The following is a 20207-nucleotide window of genomic DNA, read 5'->3' as shown; positions in this document are numbered from 1 at the left end:
GACTGAATTCGGTAACCCGGTAGGGGCCCCTAGTCCAATCAGTGCTCTACCTCCAAGACTCTTACCTTGAGGCTAGCCCTAAAGCTATTTCGGAGAGAACCAGCTATCTCCAGGTTCGATTGGCATTTCACCCCTACCCACACCTCATCCCCGCACTTTTCAACGTGCGTGGGTTCGGGCCTCCATTCAGTGTTACCTGAACTTCACCCTGGACATGGGTAGATCACCTGGTTTCGGGTCTACGACCACGTACTCATGCGCCCTATTCAGACTCGCTTTCGCTGCGGCTCCGTCTTTTCAAACTTAACCTTGCACGGGATCGTAACTCGCCGGTTCATTCTACAAAAGGCACGCCATCACCCGTTAACGGGCTCTGACTACTTGTAGGCACACGGTTTCAGGATCTCTTTCACTCCCCTTCCGGGGTGCTTTTCACCTTTCCCTCACGGTACTGGTTCACTATCGGTCACTAGGGAGTATTTAGCCTTGGGAGATGGTCCTCCCGGATTCCGACGGAATTTCACGTGTTCCGCCGTACTCAGGATCCACTCAGGAGAGAACGAAGTTTTGACTACAGGGCTGTTACCTCCTATGGCGGGCCTTTCCAGACCTCTTCGTCTACCCCGTTCTTTTGTAACTCCGTATAGAGTGTCCTACAACCCCAAGAGGCAAGCCTCTTGGTTTGGGCTGTTCCCGTTTCGCTCGCCGCTACTCAGGGAATCGCATTTGCTTTCTCTTCCTCCGGGTACTTAGATGTTTCAGTTCCCCGGGTCTGCCTTCACATATCCTATGGATTCAGATATGGATACTGCTCCATTACGAGCAGTGGGTTTCCCCATTCGGAAATCTCCGGATCAAAGCTTGCTTACAGCTCCCCGAAGCATATCGGTGTTCGTCCCGTCCTTCATCGGCTCCTAGTGCCAAGGCATCCACCGTGCGCCCTTTCTAACTTAACCGTTAAAAAGAATCACTACGTGATATCTTGCATTACAATTGAATGTGAATGTCTTGCTATCGTTATCTAGTTTTCAAAGAACAACGCACAGGATGTGCTAACACATGCGTTGCCACAGGACGTGGCGTCTTTAGCAGGTGTCTCCTATGTCGAAGAATCAAATGATCCTTCAAAACTAAACAAGAACTAAACGCACCTGTCTGCAAGACCGCAAGGTCTTGCATTCCGTATAATATCCTTAGAAAGGAGGTGATCCAGCCGCACCTTCCGATACGGCTACCTTGTTACGACTTCACCCCAATCATCTGTCCCACCTTCGGCGGCTGGCTCCAAAAGGTTACCTCACCGACTTCGGGTGTTACAAACTCTCGTGGTGTGACGGGCGGTGTGTACAAGGCCCGGGAACGTATTCACCGCGGCATGCTGATCCGCGATTACTAGCGATTCCAGCTTCACGCAGTCGAGTTGCAGACTGCGATCCGAACTGAGAACAGATTTGTGGGATTGGCTTAGCCTCGCGGCTTCGCTGCCCTTTGTTCTGCCCATTGTAGCACGTGTGTAGCCCAGGTCATAAGGGGCATGATGATTTGACGTCATCCCCACCTTCCTCCGGTTTGTCACCGGCAGTCACCTTAGAGTGCCCAACTGAATGCTGGCAACTAAGATCAAGGGTTGCGCTCGTTGCGGGACTTAACCCAACATCTCACGACACGAGCTGACGACAACCATGCACCACCTGTCACTCTGCCCCCGAAGGGGAAGCCCTATCTCTAGGGTTGTCAGAGGATGTCAAGACCTGGTAAGGTTCTTCGCGTTGCTTCGAATTAAACCACATGCTCCACCGCTTGTGCGGGCCCCCGTCAATTCCTTTGAGTTTCAGTCTTGCGACCGTACTCCCCAGGCGGAGTGCTTAATGCGTTTGCTGCAGCACTAAAGGGCGGAAACCCTCTAACACTTAGCACTCATCGTTTACGGCGTGGACTACCAGGGTATCTAATCCTGTTCGCTCCCCACGCTTTCGCGCCTCAGCGTCAGTTACAGACCAGAGAGTCGCCTTCGCCACTGGTGTTCCTCCACATCTCTACGCATTTCACCGCTACACGTGGAATTCCACTCTCCTCTTCTGCACTCAAGTTCCCCAGTTTCCAATGACCCTCCCCGGTTGAGCCGGGGGCTTTCACATCAGACTTAAAGAACCGCCTGCGCGCGCTTTACGCCCAATAATTCCGGACAACGCTTGCCACCTACGTATTACCGCGGCTGCTGGCACGTAGTTAGCCGTGGCTTTCTGGTTAGGTACCGTCAAGGTACCGCCCTGTTCGAACGGTACTTGTTCTTCCCTAACAACAGAGTTTTACGATCCGAAAACCTTCATCACTCACGCGGCGTTGCTCCGTCAGACTTTCGTCCATTGCGGAAGATTCCCTACTGCTGCCTCCCGTAGGAGTCTGGGCCGTGTCTCAGTCCCAGTGTGGCCGATCACCCTCTCAGGTCGGCTACGCATCGTCGCCTTGGTGAGCCGTTACCCCACCAACTAGCTAATGCGCCGCGGGTCCATCTGTAAGTGGTAGCGAAAAGCCACCTTTTATGTTTGAACCATGCGGTTCAAACAAGCATCCGGTATTAGCCCCGGTTTCCCGGAGTTATCCCAGTCTTACAGGCAGGTTACCCACGTGTTACTCACCCGTCCGCCGCTGACCTAAGGGAGCAAGCTCCCGTCGGTCCGCTCGACTTGCATGTATTAGGCACGCCGCCAGCGTTCGTCCTGAGCCAGGATCAAACTCTCCATAAAAAAAGTTTGAAAATGACTACGCACGTTTATGTGCGATTTATTTGAATTAACAGGTACGTTTTGTCTTGTTTAGTTTTCAAAGATCATTTATTAAAGCGACTTTTATATTATATCCAATCTCTAATATAAAGTCAAGAACTTTTTTTAAGCTCTTTTTTGTTTCATTGCCTGTTTTGCGGCAACGAATAATAATATACCACCGTATTTACGATTGTGCAATACTTTTTTAAGAAAAAATTAAATTTGTTTTAAATGAAGCCGGAACCGCTGTAGAAGCGGCTCCGGCTTAAAGAAAATTAGCGGTGTCTCATTTGCGGGAATAGTAAAACGTCCCTGATTGAAGGAGAATTCGTCAACAGCATAATAAGCCGGTCAATTCCGATTCCTAAACCGCCTGTCGGAGGCATTCCGTATTCCAATGCTTCGACGAAGTCTTCATCCATCATATGAGCTTCATCATTACCCTCTTCACGTTCTTTTAATTGCGCCTCAAAACGCTCTTTTTGATCAATAGGGTCATTTAGTTCCGTAAATGCATTCGCGTGCTCACGGCCCACGATAAACAGCTCAAAACGGTCCGTAAAGCGAGGATCTTCCGGATTTTTCTTTGCAAGCGGCGATATTTCAACCGGGTGCCCGTATATAAAGGTCGGCTGAATAAGCGTTTCTTCGACTTTTTGTTCAAAGAATTCATTGATGATATGCCCTACTGACATATTCTCAGAAATTTCAACTCCGTGCTCTTTTGCGTATGCTCTCGCTTCATCCAAAGATACTTCTTTCCAAAAATCAACGCCGGTCAATTCCTTAACGGCATCAACCATGTGAAGTCTCTTCCATTCAGGTTTCAGATCGACTTCATGCTCCCCGTATTGAACAGTTGTAGTGCCCAGTACTTCCTCAGCAATGTGAGCAATGAGGTTTTCTGTTAATCTCATGATATCTTTATAGTCGGCATAAGCTTCATACAGTTCGATCATCGTAAATTCAGGGTTATGACGGGTAGAAACACCTTCATTGCGAAATACGCGTCCGATTTCATAAACCTTTTCCAACCCGCCGACAATCAGCCTTTTCAGATGAAGCTCGATGGCGATCCTCATGTAGAGCGGCATATCGAGCGCATTATGATGGGTGATGAACGGACGGGCAGACGCACCGCCTGGGATCGAGTGCATCATAGGTGTTTCAACCTCTAAGTATCCGTGGCTGTCCAAGTATCTTCTCATAGACTGAATGATTTTGCTGCGCGCAATAAACGTTTTTTTGCTGTCCGGATTCACGATCAAATCCAAATAACGCTGGCGGTAGCGCTGCTCTATGTCTTTTAAGCCGTGATATTTATCAGGAAGCGGGCGAAGAGCCTTCGTTAAAAGGTCAAAGGATGTTGCTTTAACAGACAGTTCGCCAACATTCGTTTTAAACATGACGCCTGTGACGCCGACGATATCGCCCAAGTCGGAGCTTTTAAACAGTTCATACTGCTCTTCACCGACGCTGTCTTTTCTTACGTAAATCTGAATTTGACCTTGTAAATCCTGAATATGCGCAAACCCGGCTTTCCCTTTTCCGCGTTTTGTCATCATCCGTCCTGCAATGGTGACTTCAATTGCTTTCTCTTCTAACTCTTCTTTTGAAAACTGGTTGTACAGGTCGATCAGTTCGCCTGATTGATGCGAGCGGTCAAAACGCTGACCGAACGGATCTTTGCCGCTCTCCCTTAATTGACTCATTTTTTCCCGTCTGACTTGCAGTTGATCGTTCAATTCTTCATGATTATGCTCTTCATGACTCATCAGTATCACTCCGTTACTTTTATTCTTTCAGGAAAAAAGCAGAAAAACTGCCAGTGAAAACTGGCAGTGAGCAGAGGTCGGATTTATCCTACTTTTGCATCCTGAAGCTCTTTTGCCTCGGCTTCAATCGTAAACGCATCCAGCAGCTGAACAAGCTCATCCCTTGTTTCACAATGGTTGATTTCGTTCCGGACCTTTGCGTTTCCTCTTATGCCTTTTAAATACCAGGCTGCATGCTTTCTCATTTCGCGAACCGCTACATGCTCTCCTTTAAGCTTAATTAAACGGTCGAGGTGAAGCTTGCAGACAGAAATTTTTTCGCGCACTTTCGGCTCATCTTTCAGCTCGCCCGTTTCCAGGTAATGAACCGTACGGTAAATCATCCACGGATTACCCAAAGCGGCGCGGCCGATCATGACGCCGTCCACCCCTGTTTCATCAAGCATGCGTTTGGCATCCTGAGGCGTTTTCACGTCACCGTTGCCGATGACAGGGATTGAGACAGACTGCTTCACTTCTTTGATAATATCCCAGTTCGCCGTTCCTTCATACATTTGCACGCGGGTCCGGCCGTGAAGAGCCACCGCTTTTCCGCCTGCGCGTTCAACGGCTTTCGCATTTTCAACCGCATAGATGTGATCTTCGTCCCAGCCCATTCTCATTTTGACCGTAACGGGCTTATTCACGGATTCAACAACGGCAGAAACCATTTCATAAATTTTATTCGGATCGAGCAGCCATTTGGCTCCCGCATCGCATTTTGTAATTTTCGGTACCGGACATCCCATGTTTATATCAATAATATCAGCTGTCGTGTTTTGATCAACAAACTTTGCTGCTTCGACAAGCGTTTCCTTTTCACCGCCGAAAATTTGCAGGCTGAGCGGCTTTTCGCGTTCATCGATGTAAAGCATTCCCATCGTTTTTGCGTTATTGTAAAGGATCGCTTTGTCGCTCACCATTTCGGCGCACACGAGGCCCGCTCCGAACTCTTTGACAGTCAGGCGGAAAGCGGAGTTGCACACCCCGGCCATCGGCGCTAACACAACCCTGTTTTTCAATTCAATATCACCGATTTTAAACATTTTGAGTCCTCCTTTCTTATTCTTCTGATGGAGATAATTCCTCCACTGTTATATTTAACGTATTGGCTACATCCCTGAGCATGCTTTCCGACGGCATACGATTTCCCCGTTCTACCTCGCCTAGTACAGAAACGGATATACCGAGCGCTTTTGCAAACCCTTCTTGAGTATAACCTTTCAGCTTTCTGTACGCACGAATTCGTCTACCCCAGATTTCCGCTTCCATATCCTTACACCTTCTTGATTTTTTGCATGATCACAAGACCCCTCAAAATCCGGATAAATCTCCAGCAGCGGGACGAGTACAAACATACGTTCATGCATTCTCGGATGAGGAACTGTGAGTTGCTCTGTCTCAATATTTTCACGATTATACAGCAAAATGTCAAGGTCTGCCGTTCTCGGGCCCCATCTGACCTCGCGGGTCCGGCCGAGCTCATTCTCGATGCTTTGCGTCAAATTGAGCAGTTCAAACGGAGAAAGAGACGTCCTGACTTTTGCCGCCATGTTTAAAAATGGGTCCTGGTCGGTATACCCGACGGGATCTGTTTCATAAATCGAAGACACGTCGGTAACCGTCACGTACGGATGCTGATGAAGGAGAGCGACGGCTTTTTTTAAATATTCTTCCCGCTGGCCGATATTGGAGCCCAGCGCAATATATGCCGTATGTGTCATGTCCGCTTTCTCGTCATTTCGATAGCTACGGATTTATAGTGGCCGGGTATCGGCGGATCGGGTTTTGTCACTTTTACGGTGCATTCCTGAACCGTCTGAAATTGTTTGAGCACGTGCCCTGCTATTGTTTCCGCTAGGGTTTCGACGAGGTTGACCGGCTCTCCTTCCACGACCTCTTTGCAAAGCTTATAAAGCTCGGCGTAATTAATGGTTGCATCAATACGATCGGTTTTCCCCGCTTCACTCAGGTCAAGATAGGCCGTCAAATCGACGCGAAATCGCTGACCGAGTTTGTTCTCCTCGTCGAAAACGCCGTGATACCCGTAAAACTCCATACCTTCAACATAAACTTTATCGATGATAAGCGCCTCCTTTATCAATCATGGCATCCATCATTTTCGCCATTCTTGAGATTTGCTTGACATCGTGAACCCTGACAATGTCGCACCCTTTTTGAATTCCCAGGCATACCGTCGCCCCCGTACCTTCTGCCCGCTCCTCAGGCGGAAGGTCCAAAACGCGGCCGATGAATGTTTTGCGCGAAGTCCCCAATAAAACCGGATACCCCAGATTGCAGAACGCTTCGAGCTGGTTCATGACGGCAAGGTTGTCCTTAAACGTTTTCGCAAATCCGATCCCCGGATCCAAGATGATGTGATGGTCCGGGACGCCGGCGGCTTTTGCAAGATTGATGCATTCCATCAAATCAGAAATCATGTCCGGTATCAAATTTGTATAATTCCGCTCATTGCGATTGTGCATTAAAATAATCGGCACATCGTGGGAAGCAGCGACCGGCGCCATGTCCGGATCTGCTTTTGCCCCCCATACGTCATTGATGATAGAAGCCCCGGCTTTTATCGCTTCATCCGCGACGCGGGCCTTATATGTGTCTATCGAAATCGGCGCATCGATTTCCTGAACCAGCTTTTCAATCACAGGTATGACCCTTTCCAGTTCTTCATCGGCAGAAACCTCAACGGAGCCGGGCCTTGTTGATTCTCCTCCGATATCAATGATATGCGCGCCGTCTTCTATCATTTGTTTCGCATGAATCAATGCGCGATCTATGCTGTTGTATTTCCCTCCGTCCGAAAACGAATCAGGAGTCACGTTTAAAATTCCCATAATCAACGTTTTGTCTTCATATGACAACGTATGGTGTTTTGCAATCAACCGTTTTGAACGGGCCAATGTTTGCGGCGCCATATCCTTCACCCTTTAGATCAGTTATAGTCTTTGATGCATTTTCTATCGTTAGTGTATACCTCTTGCAGACTTTTTGTCAGGCTTCCATCCTTTCCCGGAAACAGGGCATTGCCGATGTTCCGGAAAGGCACGATTTCCTGAACGGAATTGGTCATCCAGGCTTCATCCGCACCAAGCAGATGTTCCAACGGGTATTCCCCCTGCCTGACGTCGACATCCATTTTTTCAAGGCACTCCATGATATAGCGTCTTGTCACTCCGTCTAAAATCCCCGTCTTGAGTGAAGGTGTATACACGCATCCATCTCTTGTCCAAAAAATATTGGAAACAATTCCTTCAGCCACAGCTCCGCCGTCCGTCAGAAAGATCCCTTCTTTTAACGGATCATTTCCGATTTCTCTTTTTCCGTATAAATTATTCAAAAAATGATGGGATTTCAGGCGAAACAGGCCCTCCGGGGTATTTCTGCGGACGTTCAGCACAACCCCTTCCTTTTCAGCCGGTACAGCTGAAGGGTCAAAGGCATTCATGATCACCATGACGCAGGGCTGTTTGTACGAATCGGCAGAAAGCCCTGACGGAGAGGGGCCCGCAGATACATTCAAGCGGACCCTCGCATCTCCGTTTGGCGGCTGATTCAGCTCCAGAAGCCTGTTCAGCACGTCCGTTACATCATCCTTGTTAAGCGAAACTTCAATTTTCAGATCACTTACTGATTTTTCAAGCCGTTCCATATGCCGTTCCAAGAGGAATGGCTTCCCTTCATAAAGGCGAAATGTTTCAAAAACACCGATTCCATATAGAAAACCGTGGTCAAACGGAGAAAGCCTCGCTTCCCCCTCTTCCACGTATTGACCGTTCAGGTAAATGATCATGCATTCACTTTCTTTCGGTATGTCTTAATAAAGTTTTTCAGCATGTCTTTTCCGAAGGAGGTCATGATGGACTCCGGATGGAATTGGACGCCTTCAACCGGCAATTCCTTATGCCTGATCGCCATGATTTCTCCTTCTACCGTCCATGCTGATGTGACAAAGCATTCAGGCAGCGTTTCCGGCTTTACGATCAGTGAATGATATCGGGTGGCGGTCAGCGGGTTTTCAAGATTTTTAAAGATCGTTAACCCGTCGTGTAAAATCTCGGATGTTTTCCCGTGCATCAAACGTTCCGCCCTGACCACATCGCCGCCGAAGACCTGAGCGATCGACTGATGTCCGAGACAGACGCCGAAAATCGGAATCCTCCCAGCAAAAGCCCGAATTGCTTCAAGGCTGATCCCTGCTTCATCCGGACTGCACGGTCCAGGTGAAATCATCAGAAAGTCAGGGGACATGTCTTCGATATCTGCGATCGTGACCTCATCATTCCGCTTCACGACGAGCTCTTCGCCAAGCTCTCCTAAATACTGAACCAAATTGTACGTAAACGAATCATAATTGTCGATCATTAAAATCATTTCTCAACTCTCCTATGCTCTTTTTTCTCTTCTTCACTCAGCTCTATCGCCTTTTTCATCGCTATGGCCTTTTTGAACGATTCCTTGTATTCATGCTTAGGGTTTGAATCGATGACGATTCCCGCCCCCGACTGCATGAACGCATGGCCTGCTTTAACATAGATCGTCCGGATGACGATATTAAAGTGCATATCTTGATTATATCCGAACCATCCTATAGAACCAGTATAAAGCCCTCGCCGCGTCGGCTCAAGCTCCTCAATAATTTCCATCGTTCTGACTTTCGGCGCCCCGGTAATCGTTCCTCCCGGGAATACGGCATGGATTACGTCTACGGCGTCGCACTCATCTCTTATTTCCCCGCACACGTTTGACACAATGTGCATCACATGGGAGTACTTTTCAATCACCATAAATTCATTGACGCGAACCGAACCGTATTTTGATACCCTTCCAAGGTCATTTCGCTCCAGATCAACAAGCATGACATGTTCCGCGCGTTCTTTCTCATTCATGATCAGTTCGTTTGCAAGCGATTCATCCTCTGCCTCATCTCTTCCCCGGGATCTCGTCCCTGCGATCGGCCTTGTTTCAAGAAGCTTCCCTTTCTTTTTAATGAGCAGTTCGGGCGATCCGCAAATCACTTGAAAGTCGGGCGTCTCCAAATAGGCCATGTAAGGTGACGGATTCACTTCCCTTAACATTTTATAGACGTCAAATGGCGGTGCCGACAGCTTTTCTGACTGCCGCAAAGAGAGGTTAACCTGAAAGACGTCTCCGCTTGCAATGTACTGCTTTATTTTCTCCACGGCTTGTGAAAAACCGGCTTCGGTAAACGATGAAGCAAATGATGCGCCCCTGTTTTCAGCGGGCTCTTCACGTTTTACCGCTTCACCGTCCTCTAATTTCCACATCTTTTCTAGCAGATCCAGCTTCTCATGAGCTAGGGAGAGCTCGTCCCCTTCGGTGTGGGTGATCAGCCAAAGCTGCTCCTTTGCATGATCATAAACGGCCAAATCGTCGAACACGAGAAAAAATAAATCAGGCGTTTGCAGGTCATCGATTGACAGGAGCTTAAATTTTTCGATATACCGGGCATAATCATAGCTTAAAAAGCCGACAGCCCCTCCCTGAAAATCCGGAAAATTTGCAACCGTCTCCGTTTTCAGCGTTTGAAACCACCTTGTGAACTGCAAAAACGGATCTCCCTCTTTGAATATGGTCTCCCCTTTATAATGAATCGTTGTGATGCCATCTTTTCCTTTCGCTATGGCCACGGGATCAAGACCGGCAATGCTGTATTCGCCGCCTCTGGCGCTTTCCAGAAGAACATGATGTTCTTTCCCTTTGGAAAGGTGCTCATACCGCTGTAAGAAACGTTCATTGGAAAAGGAAAACGTTCTAGCTACGGGCCTTCGTTGTCTCATCGTATCATTCCTCTGCCGTTATTCTACTGTCCTTATTGTAAAGCATATCTTTTTTCTAGGAAAAGAGAATTTCGTTTCCAATCCGTAAAAAAACGCGAAAACACAAAAAACCGCCGACAATGTCGACGGCCTACAGGTTTCCGTACGTATTTATTCAAATTGATAAAGCGGCGTGCTCAAGTATCTTTCTCCGTTGCTCGGGAGCACCGCGAGCACTTTTTTGCCTTTGCCAAGCTTTTTGGCGACCTGAAGCGCGGCAAAAATTGCAGCACCTGAAGAGATTCCGCCGAGCACTCCTTCTTCTTTCGCTGCTTTGCGGGCATATTCGAAGGCTTCTTCATTTTTAACCGTGATGATTTCATCATAAACATCGGTATTCAAAATCTCAGGAACGAATCCTGCTCCGATTCCCTGTATTTTATGCGGGCCCGGTTTTCCTCCGGAAAGAACCGGCGAGTCTGTCGGCTCAACCGCGTATATTTTGATGGATGGGTATTTTTCTTTCAGCACTTCTCCTGCACCTGTGATCGTTCCGCCAGTTCCGATACCTGCGATGAACGCATCAAGACCTTCATCGCCGAATTGCTCCGCGATTTCCCGGCCTGTCGTACGGCGATGAATCTCAGCATTCGCAGGGTTGTTGAATTGCTGCGGCATGAAATAGCCGTGCTCTTTTGCAAGCTCTTCCGCCTTTTTAATGGCCCCTTTCATACCTTCCGCACCCGGCGTCAGCACGAGCTCAGCACCGTAAGCGCGAAGAAGGTTGCGGCGTTCAGAACTCATCGTATCAGGCATGACGAGAATCGCTTTAATGCCTTTTGCGGCAGCAACCATCGCCAGGCCGATTCCCGTATTTCCGCTTGTCGGCTCAATGAGGGTGTCTCCCTCTTTCAAAAGGCCTTTTTCTTCAGCGTCTTCGATCATCGCAAGCGCAATCCGGTCTTTTACACTGCTTCCCGGATTCATATACTCCAGTTTTACATATACATCGGCGCTGTCTTCGCCGGCTAGTCGATTTAATTTTACGATCGGTGTATTTCCAATTAAGTCATAAACAGAGTTTGCAACGCGAACCAATTATGAACACCTCAATTTCCGAGTATTTTTATTGGGATTATAAATAATTTATCAATATCAAAATATTTTGTCAATGTTTATTTTTTTCGGTCATAGAACCATGAAACATCCGCATCTTTCCAAAGCGTTTTGACCGATGCTTTATCACCCAATTGATCCATGGCAATCTGCCTTCGGATTTGTTTTTTCACTTGATCGTATGTAAATGCCCGCCCGTCAAGCTTTTCCTTTCGGAGGACGATCGCATAGCCTTGGCTGACTTTAAGCGGCTCTGTCGTCCATTGATCGTCTTTTAGACGTTTGGCCGTCTCTATGTATTCTGAAGGGACATTATCCCGCTGCTCGTTGACGAATCCAAGGTCTCCTCCGTATGGAGCCGTATACCGGTCTGTCGAATGTTCCGCGGCGGCTGCTTCAAAGCTTGAACCGTCCTTCAACTCTTTTAAGACCCGCTCTGCTTCGCTTTTATCTTTTACAACGATGTGCTTCAGCCGGTAGGAATCATCGAATGTGTATAAGTCCTTGTTTTTTTGGTAAAACGATTTTAATTCGCTATCAGAAATGACGACATCTTTCGTCAGCAGTTCTTCAAGAAGGATATTATGCCTGATTTGCTCTCTCCACTCTTTTTCCGTCGTGCCTTCATCCTCGTAAAAAGAATTGTATACGGCTTTGATCAGAAGAAATTCCCTGTCGATTTCGTCTTTAGAGACGCTGATTTTGTTTTTTTCAGCGAGCTGGTCGACGACCCGGTCATTAATCATATCCTCCAATGTTGATTTACCGTACCGCTCTTCCATTTTACTCAGCCATTCTTCCCTCGTAATTTCGTTATTGCCAATGTTGGCAATAACCTCCTGAGCACTTGAAGAAGAAGCGGTCATCGATTTTGTTAGGACGTATGCGATGACAATGCAATTGACGAAAAGTGCGCCCAATACGATCGGCACCAGTCTTGATTTCAAATTTGTTTCTCCCCTTTCCTGATTGTAAAAGACCCGCTAACGGGTAGCGGGTATTATATCTCATTCAGAAGCGCTTCAAGCTCTTCCTTTGTAAACAAATACGTTTCATTGCAGAAATGGCATTGCGCTTCGGCCTTGCCGTCTTCATCGATCATCGCCTGAATCTCCTGTTTGCCAAGTCCGATAATCCCTCTTGCAAAGCGCTCTTTTGAACAATTGCACGCAAAGCGGACGGGAACAGTCTCAAGCACTTCCGGCTCCTCTCCCAAGACGGCGCTAAGCACCGCTTCAGGTGTAAGGCCCTTTTGAATCAGCTTAGATATCGGCTCCACTTTAGATAAATTGGTTTCAAGCTTTGTAATGGTTGCATCATCAGTGCCCGGTAGCAGCTGAATGATAAACCCGCCGGCCGCCAAAATCGTATTGTCTGGATTGACGAGAACGCCGACACCTACGGATGACGGAACTTGCTCGGACGAAACGAGATAATACGTAAAATCCTCGCCGAGCTCTCCGGAAACGATCTCAACCTGACCCGTAAACAGCTCTCGCATCCCGAGATCTTTCACAACGCTTAATGTCCCGGAAGTTCCGACCGCTCTTCTGACGTCAAGCTTCCCTTGTTCATTCAAATCGAAATGAACGTGCGGATTTGAGACATATCCCCTTACTTCACCTTTTGCGTTCCCGTCGGCGACAATGGCCCCGATCGGCCCGCCCCCTTCGATTTTAACCGTAAGCTTGTCTTCGCCTTTCAGCATCGCACCGAGCATCACGGCCGCTGTCATCGTTCTGCCTAAAGCGGCAGAGGCAGTAGGCCATGTATTGTGGCGCCTTTGCGCTTCATGTATCGTTTCTGTCGTTCTCGCTGCATATGCGCGGACTTTGCCGTCATATGCTATGGCTTTTACTAAATAATCCATCGTCATCCTCCTAAACACTTTCCACGCGATTCCGTTCGTAAATCAGTTCCAGCCCCTTTAACGTAAGGAAGGGATCTACGACATCGATGCAGTCGGATTCATCAGCAATCAATGATGCAAGACCGCCTGTCGCAATTACTTTCGGATTTTGCCGCGATTGCCATTTCATCCGTTTGACAATGCCCTCGACCTGTCCGACATAGCCGTAAAGAATGCCGGATTGCATCGCGCTGACCGTACTTTTGCCGATGATGTTATCCGGCCGGGCAATTTCAATTCTCGGAAGCTTGGCAGCTCTCGAATAAAGGGCTTCGGTCGATATCGTGATACCGGGTGCGATCGCTCCGCCCATATATTCCTTATGCTCATTAATATAACAGTACGTTGTCGCCGTTCCAAAATCAACCACGATCAGCGGGCTTCCGTAGAGATGTATGGCCGCGACAGCATTTACGATGCGGTCTGCCCCGACCTCTTTCGGATTATCGTATTTGATATTTAATCCCGTTTTCATTCCGGGACCGACAATTTGCGGTTCGATGTGAAAATATTTGGTGCACATTCTTTCGAGCGCGAACATGATCGGCGGGACAACGGAAGAGATGATGATTCCTTCAATTTGGTCAAACATCAATCCCACATAATCAAATAAAGAACGAATGAGCATGCCGAATTCATCCTCTGTTTTATGGCGGCTCGTTTCGATGCGCCAGTGATATTCGAGCTCTCCGTTATGATATACACCGAGAACGGTGTTCGTATTTCCCACATCTATAACAAGTAACATCTTATCACCACTTTTGACTAGTTTCTCTTACTTGGACATAAAACATTCTACCATCATACAATACACGATGCCGATTCTTTTTGTAAACGAATCAAAACTGTCCGGGGAAACCGATGTCCGAACGAAAAACAAAAAAACTGCCAAAAGCAATGTTTGGCAGTTTTTCTTTCAAGAATGGAAAGCGAGCCGGTTACTCTTTTTCATCCTCTTTTTTCTCTTGATCTTCTCGTTTGTTGATGTTCACTTTCACATCATCTGTTTTCTCATGATCAGCTGAAACATCGCTGTCAGGAAGTCTTCCGTTTTCGTACAGATGCTTGATTTGCTCAGCATCGAGCGTTTCAACTTCCAGCAATGTTTGGGCGATCAATTCAAGTTTTTCGCGTTTCTCGGTCAGGATCTCTTTCGCGCGTTCATAACATTCTTTAATGATACGCTGAATTTCCTTATCGATTTCGTACGCGATCGCATCGCTGTAGTTTTGGTCATTGTTGAAGTCGCGGCCTAAGAATACCTGGCCGCCTTGCGACTGTCCAAACTGAAGCGGACCAAGTTTTTCGGACATACCGAATTCCGTTACCATCCGTCTTGCAATGTTCGTAGCGCGCTGGAAGTCGTTATGGGCTCCCGTGCTGACTTCACCGAAGATAATCTCTTCAGATACGCGTCCTCCAAGCAGGCCGACGATTTTATCAAGAAGCTCCGGCTTCGTTTGGAAATAACGGTCTTCCCTAGGCAGCATGACGGCATAACCGCCCGCTTGGCCGCGGGGAACGATCGTTACTTTGTGCACCATATCGGCTTCGTCCAGCACCAGGCCGATGACGGTGTGACCCGCTTCGTGATATGCCACGATATTGCGTTCTTTTTTGGAAATAACCCTGCTTTTCTTGGCAGGACCTGCAATGACACGGTCTGTCGCCTCATCAATGTCAGTCATGTCGATTTTCTTTTTGTCATGACGGGCCGCTACAAGAGCAGCTTCATTGAGAAGGTTCTCAAGGTCCGCGCCTGAGAATCCAGGCGTTCTCATCGCAATCGCTTTTAAGTTTACCGATTCATCAAGCGGTTTATTTCTCGCGTGTACTTTCAGGACAGCTTCACGTCCTTTAACATCCGGACGGTCAACCGTGATTTGACGGTCAAAGCGTCCCGGGCGCAGCAATGCAGGGTCTAGGATATCGGCGCGGTTTGTCGCAGCGATAATAATGATCCCTTCATTGGCGCTGAATCCGTCCATTTCAACAAGCAGCTGGTTCAGCGTTTGTTCACGTTCATCGTGACCGCCGCCAAGGCCGGCTCCCCGCTGGCGTCCGACGGCATCAATTTCATCGATGAAAATCAGACAAGGCGCATTTTTCTTTGCATTTTCAAACAAGTCGCGCACACGGGATGCACCGACCCCGACGAACATTTCAACGAAGTCTGATCCGCTTATGCTGAAGAAAGGCACGCCCGCTTCACCCGCACAAGCTTTCGCCAACAATGTTTTACCGGTTCCCGGAGGTCCGACTAAAAGCACGCCTTTCGGAATTCTCGCTCCGAGCTCAACGAATTTGCGCGGATCTTTCAGGAAGTCAACGACTTCTACCAGCTCTTGCTTCTCCTCATCCGCTCCTGCCACATCTTTAAATTTGACGCGTTTCTTTTCTTCGGTATAGAGCTTCGCCTTGCTTTTACCAAAGTTCATGACACGGCTACCGCCGCCTTGAGCCTGATTAAGCAGGAAGAAGAAAAGAATGAAGATAATAACAAAAGGGATTATGGTGGTAAAGAAGGTCACCCATCCGCTCGTTTCCTGAGCAGGTTCAACTAGCACCTTCATTTTCTTAGCGTCGGCAACAATCTGGTCTGCCCCGCTTCCTTCAGGTACATGGGTCAGGAAATACTGGTCTTTGGCATAATTTTTCAGCTGCCCTCTGACCTCATACACACCTCTCACAGGCTGCATGGAAACATTAGTAACCTTCCCGTTTTCAAGGTTTGAAACAAAGTCACTGTACGTCATATTTTCGGTTTTCGGATTTGCGGTTTGGAAGTAGCTCACAACTCCGATCACAACTAATAAAATAAGTAAATAAAAAATGGTATTACGGAAGACCCGATTCATTCCTTACCTCCTCCCACAGTAAGCACAACTATGTTCAATAGTATCATAGAAAATCGTTCCAATACAACAGATATCCCTTACCCAATCAGCTTTCATAAACCGCCGGTTTTAGCACTCCGATGTACGGCAAATTGCGGTATCGTTCCGCATAGTCAAGACCGTATCCTACAACGAAAGCATCCGGAACCTCAAAACCGACGTAGTCCGCTTTGATATCCGCCTTGCGCCCGCTCGGTTTATCAAGAAGGGTAACAATCTTAATCGACTTCGCCTTGCGGTATCGGAAGAGCTCTACAAGATAACTCAAAGTCAGCCCACTGTCGATGATGTCTTCAATAATCAAGATGTCACGGCCCTCTACAGACGTATCCAAATCCTTAATGATTTTAACCTCTCCGGAAGATACCGTGGAATTGCCGTAGCTTGATACATCCATGAAATCCATTTCCAAATAAGTATCAATATGCTTGATAAGGTCAGCCATAAATGGCATGGCCCCCTTCAATACACCGATGGCCAGCGGGAACTTGCCGCTATACTCTTCCGTTAAGGACGCGCCGAGCTCCTTGACTTTCTGCTGGATCTCATCCTCGGAGATCAAAATATTCTCAATATCGTGTTTCATTCTTTGCTAGCCCCCTACACTTTTCATGCTGTCTATATTGTAATACAATGCGATCATTGTTTGTAACATCAAGTTCCTCAAAATCGGTTTTTTTCAGACCCGGTATCCAGATAATCCTTCCTTCCGCGTCTGTCACAATGGGCCAGCTGTCTCTTTTCGCAAGAGGCACTTTTTCATCAATAAATATATCTTTTACCTTTTTTGAGCCGTTCATCCCTTTAAGTTTGATTCTGTCCCCTTTTTGCCTTGTCCGCACATAAAGGGGGAAATGAACCTGCCTGGGACTTGTTGCGAAAACATCATTTCCTCTCAACGCAAGGTCTTTGCCTTGTCTTGACACATGAAGGGAGGAGCCGCCCGGAAGCATCAGGTCTTCTTCGTCTGCTCCATTTATTTCATAATGATAGGAAATATTTTCACATTGCAACGGGTGAAATGTAAACAAACATGTATGATAAGATTTGACCACTTTTAACCCATTTGGAAAATCAAGCGAACCGGACGGATCTTTTTTTGAAATCCAATCCAGAAAGACTTTAATATGATGGGCTGAAAACGCAGATGGAACGTTTTCATAAAGATAGTTTAATATTAGTTGAACTCCTCTTCTTTGTAAAGGCAAAGGCAGTTCAAGAAGCCGCTCAGCGCTGATCGTGACGCTGGAACTTGACTTGTCTGTGATTACTGTATTCATTTTATCTTTCGTTAATGCCTGTAAGTATATTTCATCTTCAGCCAATGAATCGCCGACTGTTTGAAAACGCTTATGGACATCTTCCGACTCCGCCTTCAAGAAAGGGAGAACATGATGCCGGAACCTGTTCCGCGTATAATCATCTTTATCATTGCTCGGATCTGTTCTAAACGGTACATGATTCGCCTTGCAGTAATCCAAAATGTCTTTCTTGGAAAGACCGAGAAACGGCCTGATCAGCCACCCCTCTCCAAATCGCCGCTTTGGCCGGATGCCGGCTAGTCCTAAACCGACGGTTCCCTTCGCCAACTTCATCAGCATCGTCTCGATTTGATCATCTCCATGATGAGCGAGGGCCAAATATTCCGCACGATGCTTTTCCATCAGGTCTTTAAAGAAGCGAAAGCGCACTTCCCTTGCCGCCGCCTGTTTGTTGAGATTTTTTTCGGCTGCATACTTTTGAACGTTAATCTGCAGCGCCTCGCAAAGAATGCCCTCTGCTTCGCAAAATCCCTGTACAAACCGCATGTCCTGTTCAGACTCAGCGCCTCTGAACATATGATCGACGTGTGCGGCAATCAGTGTCGCTGAAGCAGGAATCGTATATTTCAACGCATGAAGCAGAGCCATCGAATCAGGTCCTCCGGAGACCCCGGCAATGATCGTCGCTTCGTCAAAAGACAGATCGTTTTTTTTCATAAACTCTTCAATACTTTTCACGATGTCCTCCCACTAAAAGCAGGCTGTATTTCAAAAGATATAAATATCCTAACACTTTCAATCATTCCCTGCAAAGAAGAGCTATCGCCGGATCATCTGCTCACATAAAAAAGAGGACGATATACGCAAAATAGAGAGCGAGGACGCTGACGACAATCAGCAATGTTTCAAAGATGCCCCCGGATTTCCGGCTCTTCCTTTTCAGTTTACGGCCGCTTCTCATCTGCTGACGCGACACGGCCGGTCTCCTTTGTGCCGCGCCATTCGGCGGAGCCGACACAGAAGAAGCATATCCGGTTCTTGATGAACGCCGGCTTTCGCTGCCGTCGGGGCGGCCGGCCTCAAGCAGGCCCTTCTTCATGTCATCAGCCGTTTTGTATGCTCCTTTAAAAGCCGATACCAGAACCGTTTTGTATGCTTTTAAAAACGGATGGCTGTCGATGACTGAAAGAAGCTGGCCCATCGGATTTCCGGTTTTTTTGAATTCTTTTTTCACCGCGCAATTTATCATGATCATCGCAACGGAAAACAAATCATACGAAGGTTCGGCCTTACGTGTCCCGCACGCCCAATACCCCCTGTCAAAAAACTCGGTGTATTCCTTTATTGCCCGGCCTTTCTTTGTCGTTCCCCCGACATCGATGCAGCGGATTCTTGCGGGGGACCCCGTTACGATCAGATTTTCAGGTTTTAAATCTCCAAATACCCACCCTTCGCGATGGATGATGGATAAATTGGACAGAAGCTGGCTGATCAATACAGGAATCCACTCTTCCCCTTTTTCGGCGATATAACGCAAAAGAAGCGGACCCTCTATATATTCCATGACATAAAATGAAAGTTTTTTGCCGGTGCCGGATACATGCATATCGTCCACGTCAAAAAAAGAAGGCCCCATTGCTCTTGCCTGGGCCTTTGAGAAAGATTTGAGAACATTCACTTCCGAGGTAATCGATAGGCTGTCTTCGCTTACTTTCAACGCCACGCGGCCTCCTTTGGAATCGGCCAGATAAACAACGCCATTAGCCCCTTTTCCAAGCTGTCTGATGATCTTATAGGAATGATTGTTCCACTTTCCAACAATGGTTGAACCCGGCTTTAGATTACCCGCCAAACTCGTTGAAGCGTCTTTCATCATCTTCTAACATGCTCCTTCTCGAGCCGATTTTTTTAAAATGCTGAATCGCTTCCCGGATTGCCGGCCCTGTCGGCGTAATGCCCCCGGCGGCAAGCTTCGAAAATATTGAGGAAAGGGATTCAAACTTTGGCGTCCAATCAAGCACGAGTTCGACCTCTTGTTTTTTCCCGGGAAATATAAACATCGCAAATTCGTTTTCGCCGATCCGGGAATTCAGACTGATGGACAGATCGATTAAAGCCTCTTTGACCGTCGGCAGCTTCGGGTTCATGCTGGCGCTCGTGTCGACAAGCACAAGGACGTGTAAATGAACGGTTTCTCCAAGTTCATCAACGACCTCCATAACCTCGCCGCGTTTATCCGGAGGCAGTTCATCCATTTCTGCATGTTTTCCGAGAATCTGTTTGAGCTCATTGTTCACAACGCCTTGGAGTGTTTGGGTCATTGCTTTTTTCGTGACCATCTGCACCGTCTGTGACAGCTGTGACGCATACACCACCTGATGAACGCCGCCTCCGGCGAGTGCGATGCCTTCGACTTCCTTCATTGCTTCTTGATCCATTGTATTCTCTTCCATAATTCCGATGACATTCACGGTTATTCCCTGCTCTTTTGCAAAGGCTGCCATGGCCTGCGGATCTTCACCGCGGTTTGAACAGCCGTCGGTAATCAGCAGGATTTGATTTAAGTGCCCCTTTTTCATTGCGATTCCTCCTGGACAAAGATATCTATTTAATTCCATCATCGCCAGAAGAAATCTGATTTATACG

Annotated in this window: 18 protein-coding genes and 2 rRNA genes (1 of these 20 cut by a window edge); all 20 read right to left on the bottom strand. The window is 47.5% G+C overall.

Translation table 11 applies throughout. From position 1 onward, the window contains the following. A 23S ribosomal RNA gene (locus tag NSQ39_RS00515) occupies positions 1–956 on the bottom strand; it reaches 1976 nt to the left of the window's first position. A gap of 241 nt (positions 957–1197) precedes the next feature. After that, positions 1198–2747, bottom strand: a 16S ribosomal RNA gene (locus NSQ39_RS00510). The 16S and 23S rRNA genes sit together here, the layout of an rRNA operon. 296 nt (positions 2748–3043) lie before the next feature. Next, positions 3044–4543 carry a lysine--tRNA ligase gene (gene lysS, locus NSQ39_RS00505; RefSeq protein ID WP_046131820.1) on the bottom strand — a complete coding sequence of 500 codons (1500 nt, stop codon included), beginning with the start codon at positions 4541–4543 and terminating at the stop codon, positions 3044–3046. An 83-nt stretch (positions 4544–4626) separates the two neighbouring features. Continuing rightward, on the bottom strand, positions 4627–5628 hold the full coding sequence (gene dusB, locus NSQ39_RS00500) for a tRNA dihydrouridine synthase DusB (RefSeq protein ID WP_046131819.1): 1002 nt from the start codon (positions 5626–5628) through the stop codon (positions 4627–4629). Positions 5629–5644: 16 nt separating this feature from the next. Continuing rightward, positions 5645–5854, bottom strand: coding sequence for a helix-turn-helix domain-containing protein (locus NSQ39_RS00495; protein ID WP_031304995.1), 210 nt, complete (start codon positions 5852–5854; stop codon positions 5645–5647). Further along, positions 5806–6306, bottom strand: coding sequence for a 2-amino-4-hydroxy-6-hydroxymethyldihydropteridine diphosphokinase (gene folK / locus NSQ39_RS00490; protein WP_046131817.1), 501 nt, complete (start codon positions 6304–6306; stop codon positions 5806–5808). The genes NSQ39_RS00495 and folK overlap by 49 nt, the downstream gene beginning before the upstream one ends. Continuing rightward, entirely contained in the window at positions 6303–6665 is a 363-nt protein-coding gene (gene folB / locus NSQ39_RS00485) for a dihydroneopterin aldolase (protein WP_175077189.1), read from the bottom strand. The genes folK and folB overlap by 4 nt, the downstream gene beginning before the upstream one ends. Next, complete coding sequence (gene folP / locus NSQ39_RS00480) at positions 6658–7515, bottom strand: dihydropteroate synthase (protein WP_175077187.1); 858 nt, start codon at positions 7513–7515, stop codon at positions 6658–6660. Before folP ends, folB begins: the two co-directional genes overlap by 8 nt. 17 nt (positions 7516–7532) lie before the next feature. Further along, on the bottom strand, positions 7533–8390 hold the full coding sequence (gene pabC / locus NSQ39_RS00475) for an aminodeoxychorismate lyase (RefSeq protein WP_046131815.1): 858 nt from the start codon (positions 8388–8390) through the stop codon (positions 7533–7535). Further along, positions 8387–8971, bottom strand: a complete 585-nt coding sequence (pabA, locus tag NSQ39_RS00470) for an aminodeoxychorismate/anthranilate synthase component II (protein WP_046131814.1) — start codon at positions 8969–8971, stop codon at positions 8387–8389. Before pabA ends, pabC begins: the two co-directional genes overlap by 4 nt. Further along, the gene (locus tag NSQ39_RS00465) at positions 8968–10398 is read right to left on the bottom strand and encodes an anthranilate synthase component I family protein (RefSeq protein WP_175077186.1); all 1431 of its coding nucleotides are present in this window, start codon (positions 10396–10398) and stop codon (positions 8968–8970) included. The genes pabA and NSQ39_RS00465 overlap by 4 nt, the downstream gene beginning before the upstream one ends. A gap of 150 nt (positions 10399–10548) precedes the next feature. Then, positions 10549–11475 carry a cysteine synthase A gene (cysK, locus tag NSQ39_RS00460; RefSeq protein WP_046131812.1) on the bottom strand — a complete coding sequence of 309 codons (927 nt, stop codon included), beginning with the start codon at positions 11473–11475 and terminating at the stop codon, positions 10549–10551. 77 nt (positions 11476–11552) lie between these two features. Then, positions 11553–12440 (bottom strand): peptidyl-prolyl cis-trans isomerase, encoded by an 888-nt coding sequence (locus NSQ39_RS00455; RefSeq protein WP_046131811.1) that lies wholly within the window; start codon positions 12438–12440, stop codon positions 11553–11555. 53 nt (positions 12441–12493) lie between these two features. Further along, complete coding sequence (gene hslO / locus NSQ39_RS00450; protein ID WP_046131810.1) at positions 12494–13363, bottom strand: Hsp33 family molecular chaperone HslO; 870 nt, start codon at positions 13361–13363, stop codon at positions 12494–12496. 10 nt (positions 13364–13373) lie between these two features. Beyond that, positions 13374–14150, bottom strand: a complete 777-nt coding sequence (locus tag NSQ39_RS00445) for a type III pantothenate kinase (RefSeq protein ID WP_046131809.1) — start codon at positions 14148–14150, stop codon at positions 13374–13376. A 190-nt stretch (positions 14151–14340) separates the two neighbouring features. After that, positions 14341–16260, bottom strand: a complete 1920-nt coding sequence (ftsH, locus tag NSQ39_RS00440; RefSeq protein WP_046131808.1) for an ATP-dependent zinc metalloprotease FtsH — start codon at positions 16258–16260, stop codon at positions 14341–14343. A gap of 85 nt (positions 16261–16345) precedes the next feature. Further along, positions 16346–16885 carry a hypoxanthine phosphoribosyltransferase gene (hpt, locus tag NSQ39_RS00435; protein ID WP_046131807.1) on the bottom strand — a complete coding sequence of 180 codons (540 nt, stop codon included), beginning with the start codon at positions 16883–16885 and terminating at the stop codon, positions 16346–16348. Beyond that, entirely contained in the window at positions 16869–18299 is a 1431-nt protein-coding gene (gene tilS / locus NSQ39_RS00430) for a tRNA lysidine(34) synthetase TilS (protein WP_046131806.1), read from the bottom strand. The genes hpt and tilS overlap by 17 nt, the downstream gene beginning before the upstream one ends. Before the next feature lie 100 nt (positions 18300–18399). Next, on the bottom strand, positions 18400–19437 hold the full coding sequence (locus NSQ39_RS00425) for a protein kinase domain-containing protein (protein ID WP_046131805.1): 1038 nt from the start codon (positions 19435–19437) through the stop codon (positions 18400–18402). Continuing rightward, on the bottom strand, positions 19403–20140 hold the full coding sequence (locus NSQ39_RS00420) for a VWA domain-containing protein (protein WP_046131804.1): 738 nt from the start codon (positions 20138–20140) through the stop codon (positions 19403–19405). Before NSQ39_RS00420 ends, NSQ39_RS00425 begins: the two co-directional genes overlap by 35 nt. Positions 20141–20207: the final 67 nt, after the last annotated feature.

This window comes from Bacillus sp. FSL W8-0848 (assembly GCF_038007805.1).
Lineage (GTDB): Bacteria > Bacillota > Bacilli > Bacillales > Bacillaceae > Bacillus > Bacillus glycinifermentans.
This window is presented reverse-complemented; position numbering and strand designations above follow the sequence as displayed.

Coding starts and splice junctions, on each gene's coding strand:
- NSQ39_RS00495 (WP_031304995.1), bottom strand. CDS start 5,854: ATGGAAGCGGAAATCTGGGGTAGACGAATTCGTGCGTACAGAAAGCTG.
- folP (WP_175077187.1), bottom strand. CDS start 7,515: ATGGCGCCGCAAACATTGGCCCGTTCAAAACGGTTGATTGCAAAACAC.
- pabC (WP_046131815.1), bottom strand. CDS start 8,390: ATGATCATTTACCTGAACGGTCAATACGTGGAAGAGGGGGAAGCGAGG.
- NSQ39_RS00445 (WP_046131809.1), bottom strand. CDS start 14,150: ATGTTACTTGTTATAGATGTGGGAAATACGAACACCGTTCTCGGTGTA.
- hpt (WP_046131807.1), bottom strand. CDS start 16,885: ATGAAACACGATATTGAGAATATTTTGATCTCCGAGGATGAGATCCAG.
- ftsH (WP_046131808.1), bottom strand. CDS start 16,260: ATGAATCGGGTCTTCCGTAATACCATTTTTTATTTACTTATTTTATTA.
- folK (WP_046131817.1), bottom strand. CDS start 6,306: ATGACACATACGGCATATATTGCGCTGGGCTCCAATATCGGCCAGCGG.
- NSQ39_RS00425 (WP_046131805.1), bottom strand. CDS start 19,437: ATGATGAAAGACGCTTCAACGAGTTTGGCGGGTAATCTAAAGCCGGGT.
- NSQ39_RS00420 (WP_046131804.1), bottom strand. CDS start 20,140: ATGAAAAAGGGGCACTTAAATCAAATCCTGCTGATTACCGACGGCTGT.
- pabA (WP_046131814.1), bottom strand. CDS start 8,971: ATGATTTTAATGATCGACAATTATGATTCGTTTACGTACAATTTGGTT.
- hslO (WP_046131810.1), bottom strand. CDS start 13,363: ATGGATTATTTAGTAAAAGCCATAGCATATGACGGCAAAGTCCGCGCA.
- NSQ39_RS00465 (WP_175077186.1), bottom strand. CDS start 10,398: ATGAGACAACGAAGGCCCGTAGCTAGAACGTTTTCCTTTTCCAATGAA.
- lysS (WP_046131820.1), bottom strand. CDS start 4,543: ATGAGTCATGAAGAGCATAATCATGAAGAATTGAACGATCAACTGCAA.
- dusB (WP_046131819.1), bottom strand. CDS start 5,628: ATGTTTAAAATCGGTGATATTGAATTGAAAAACAGGGTTGTGTTAGCG.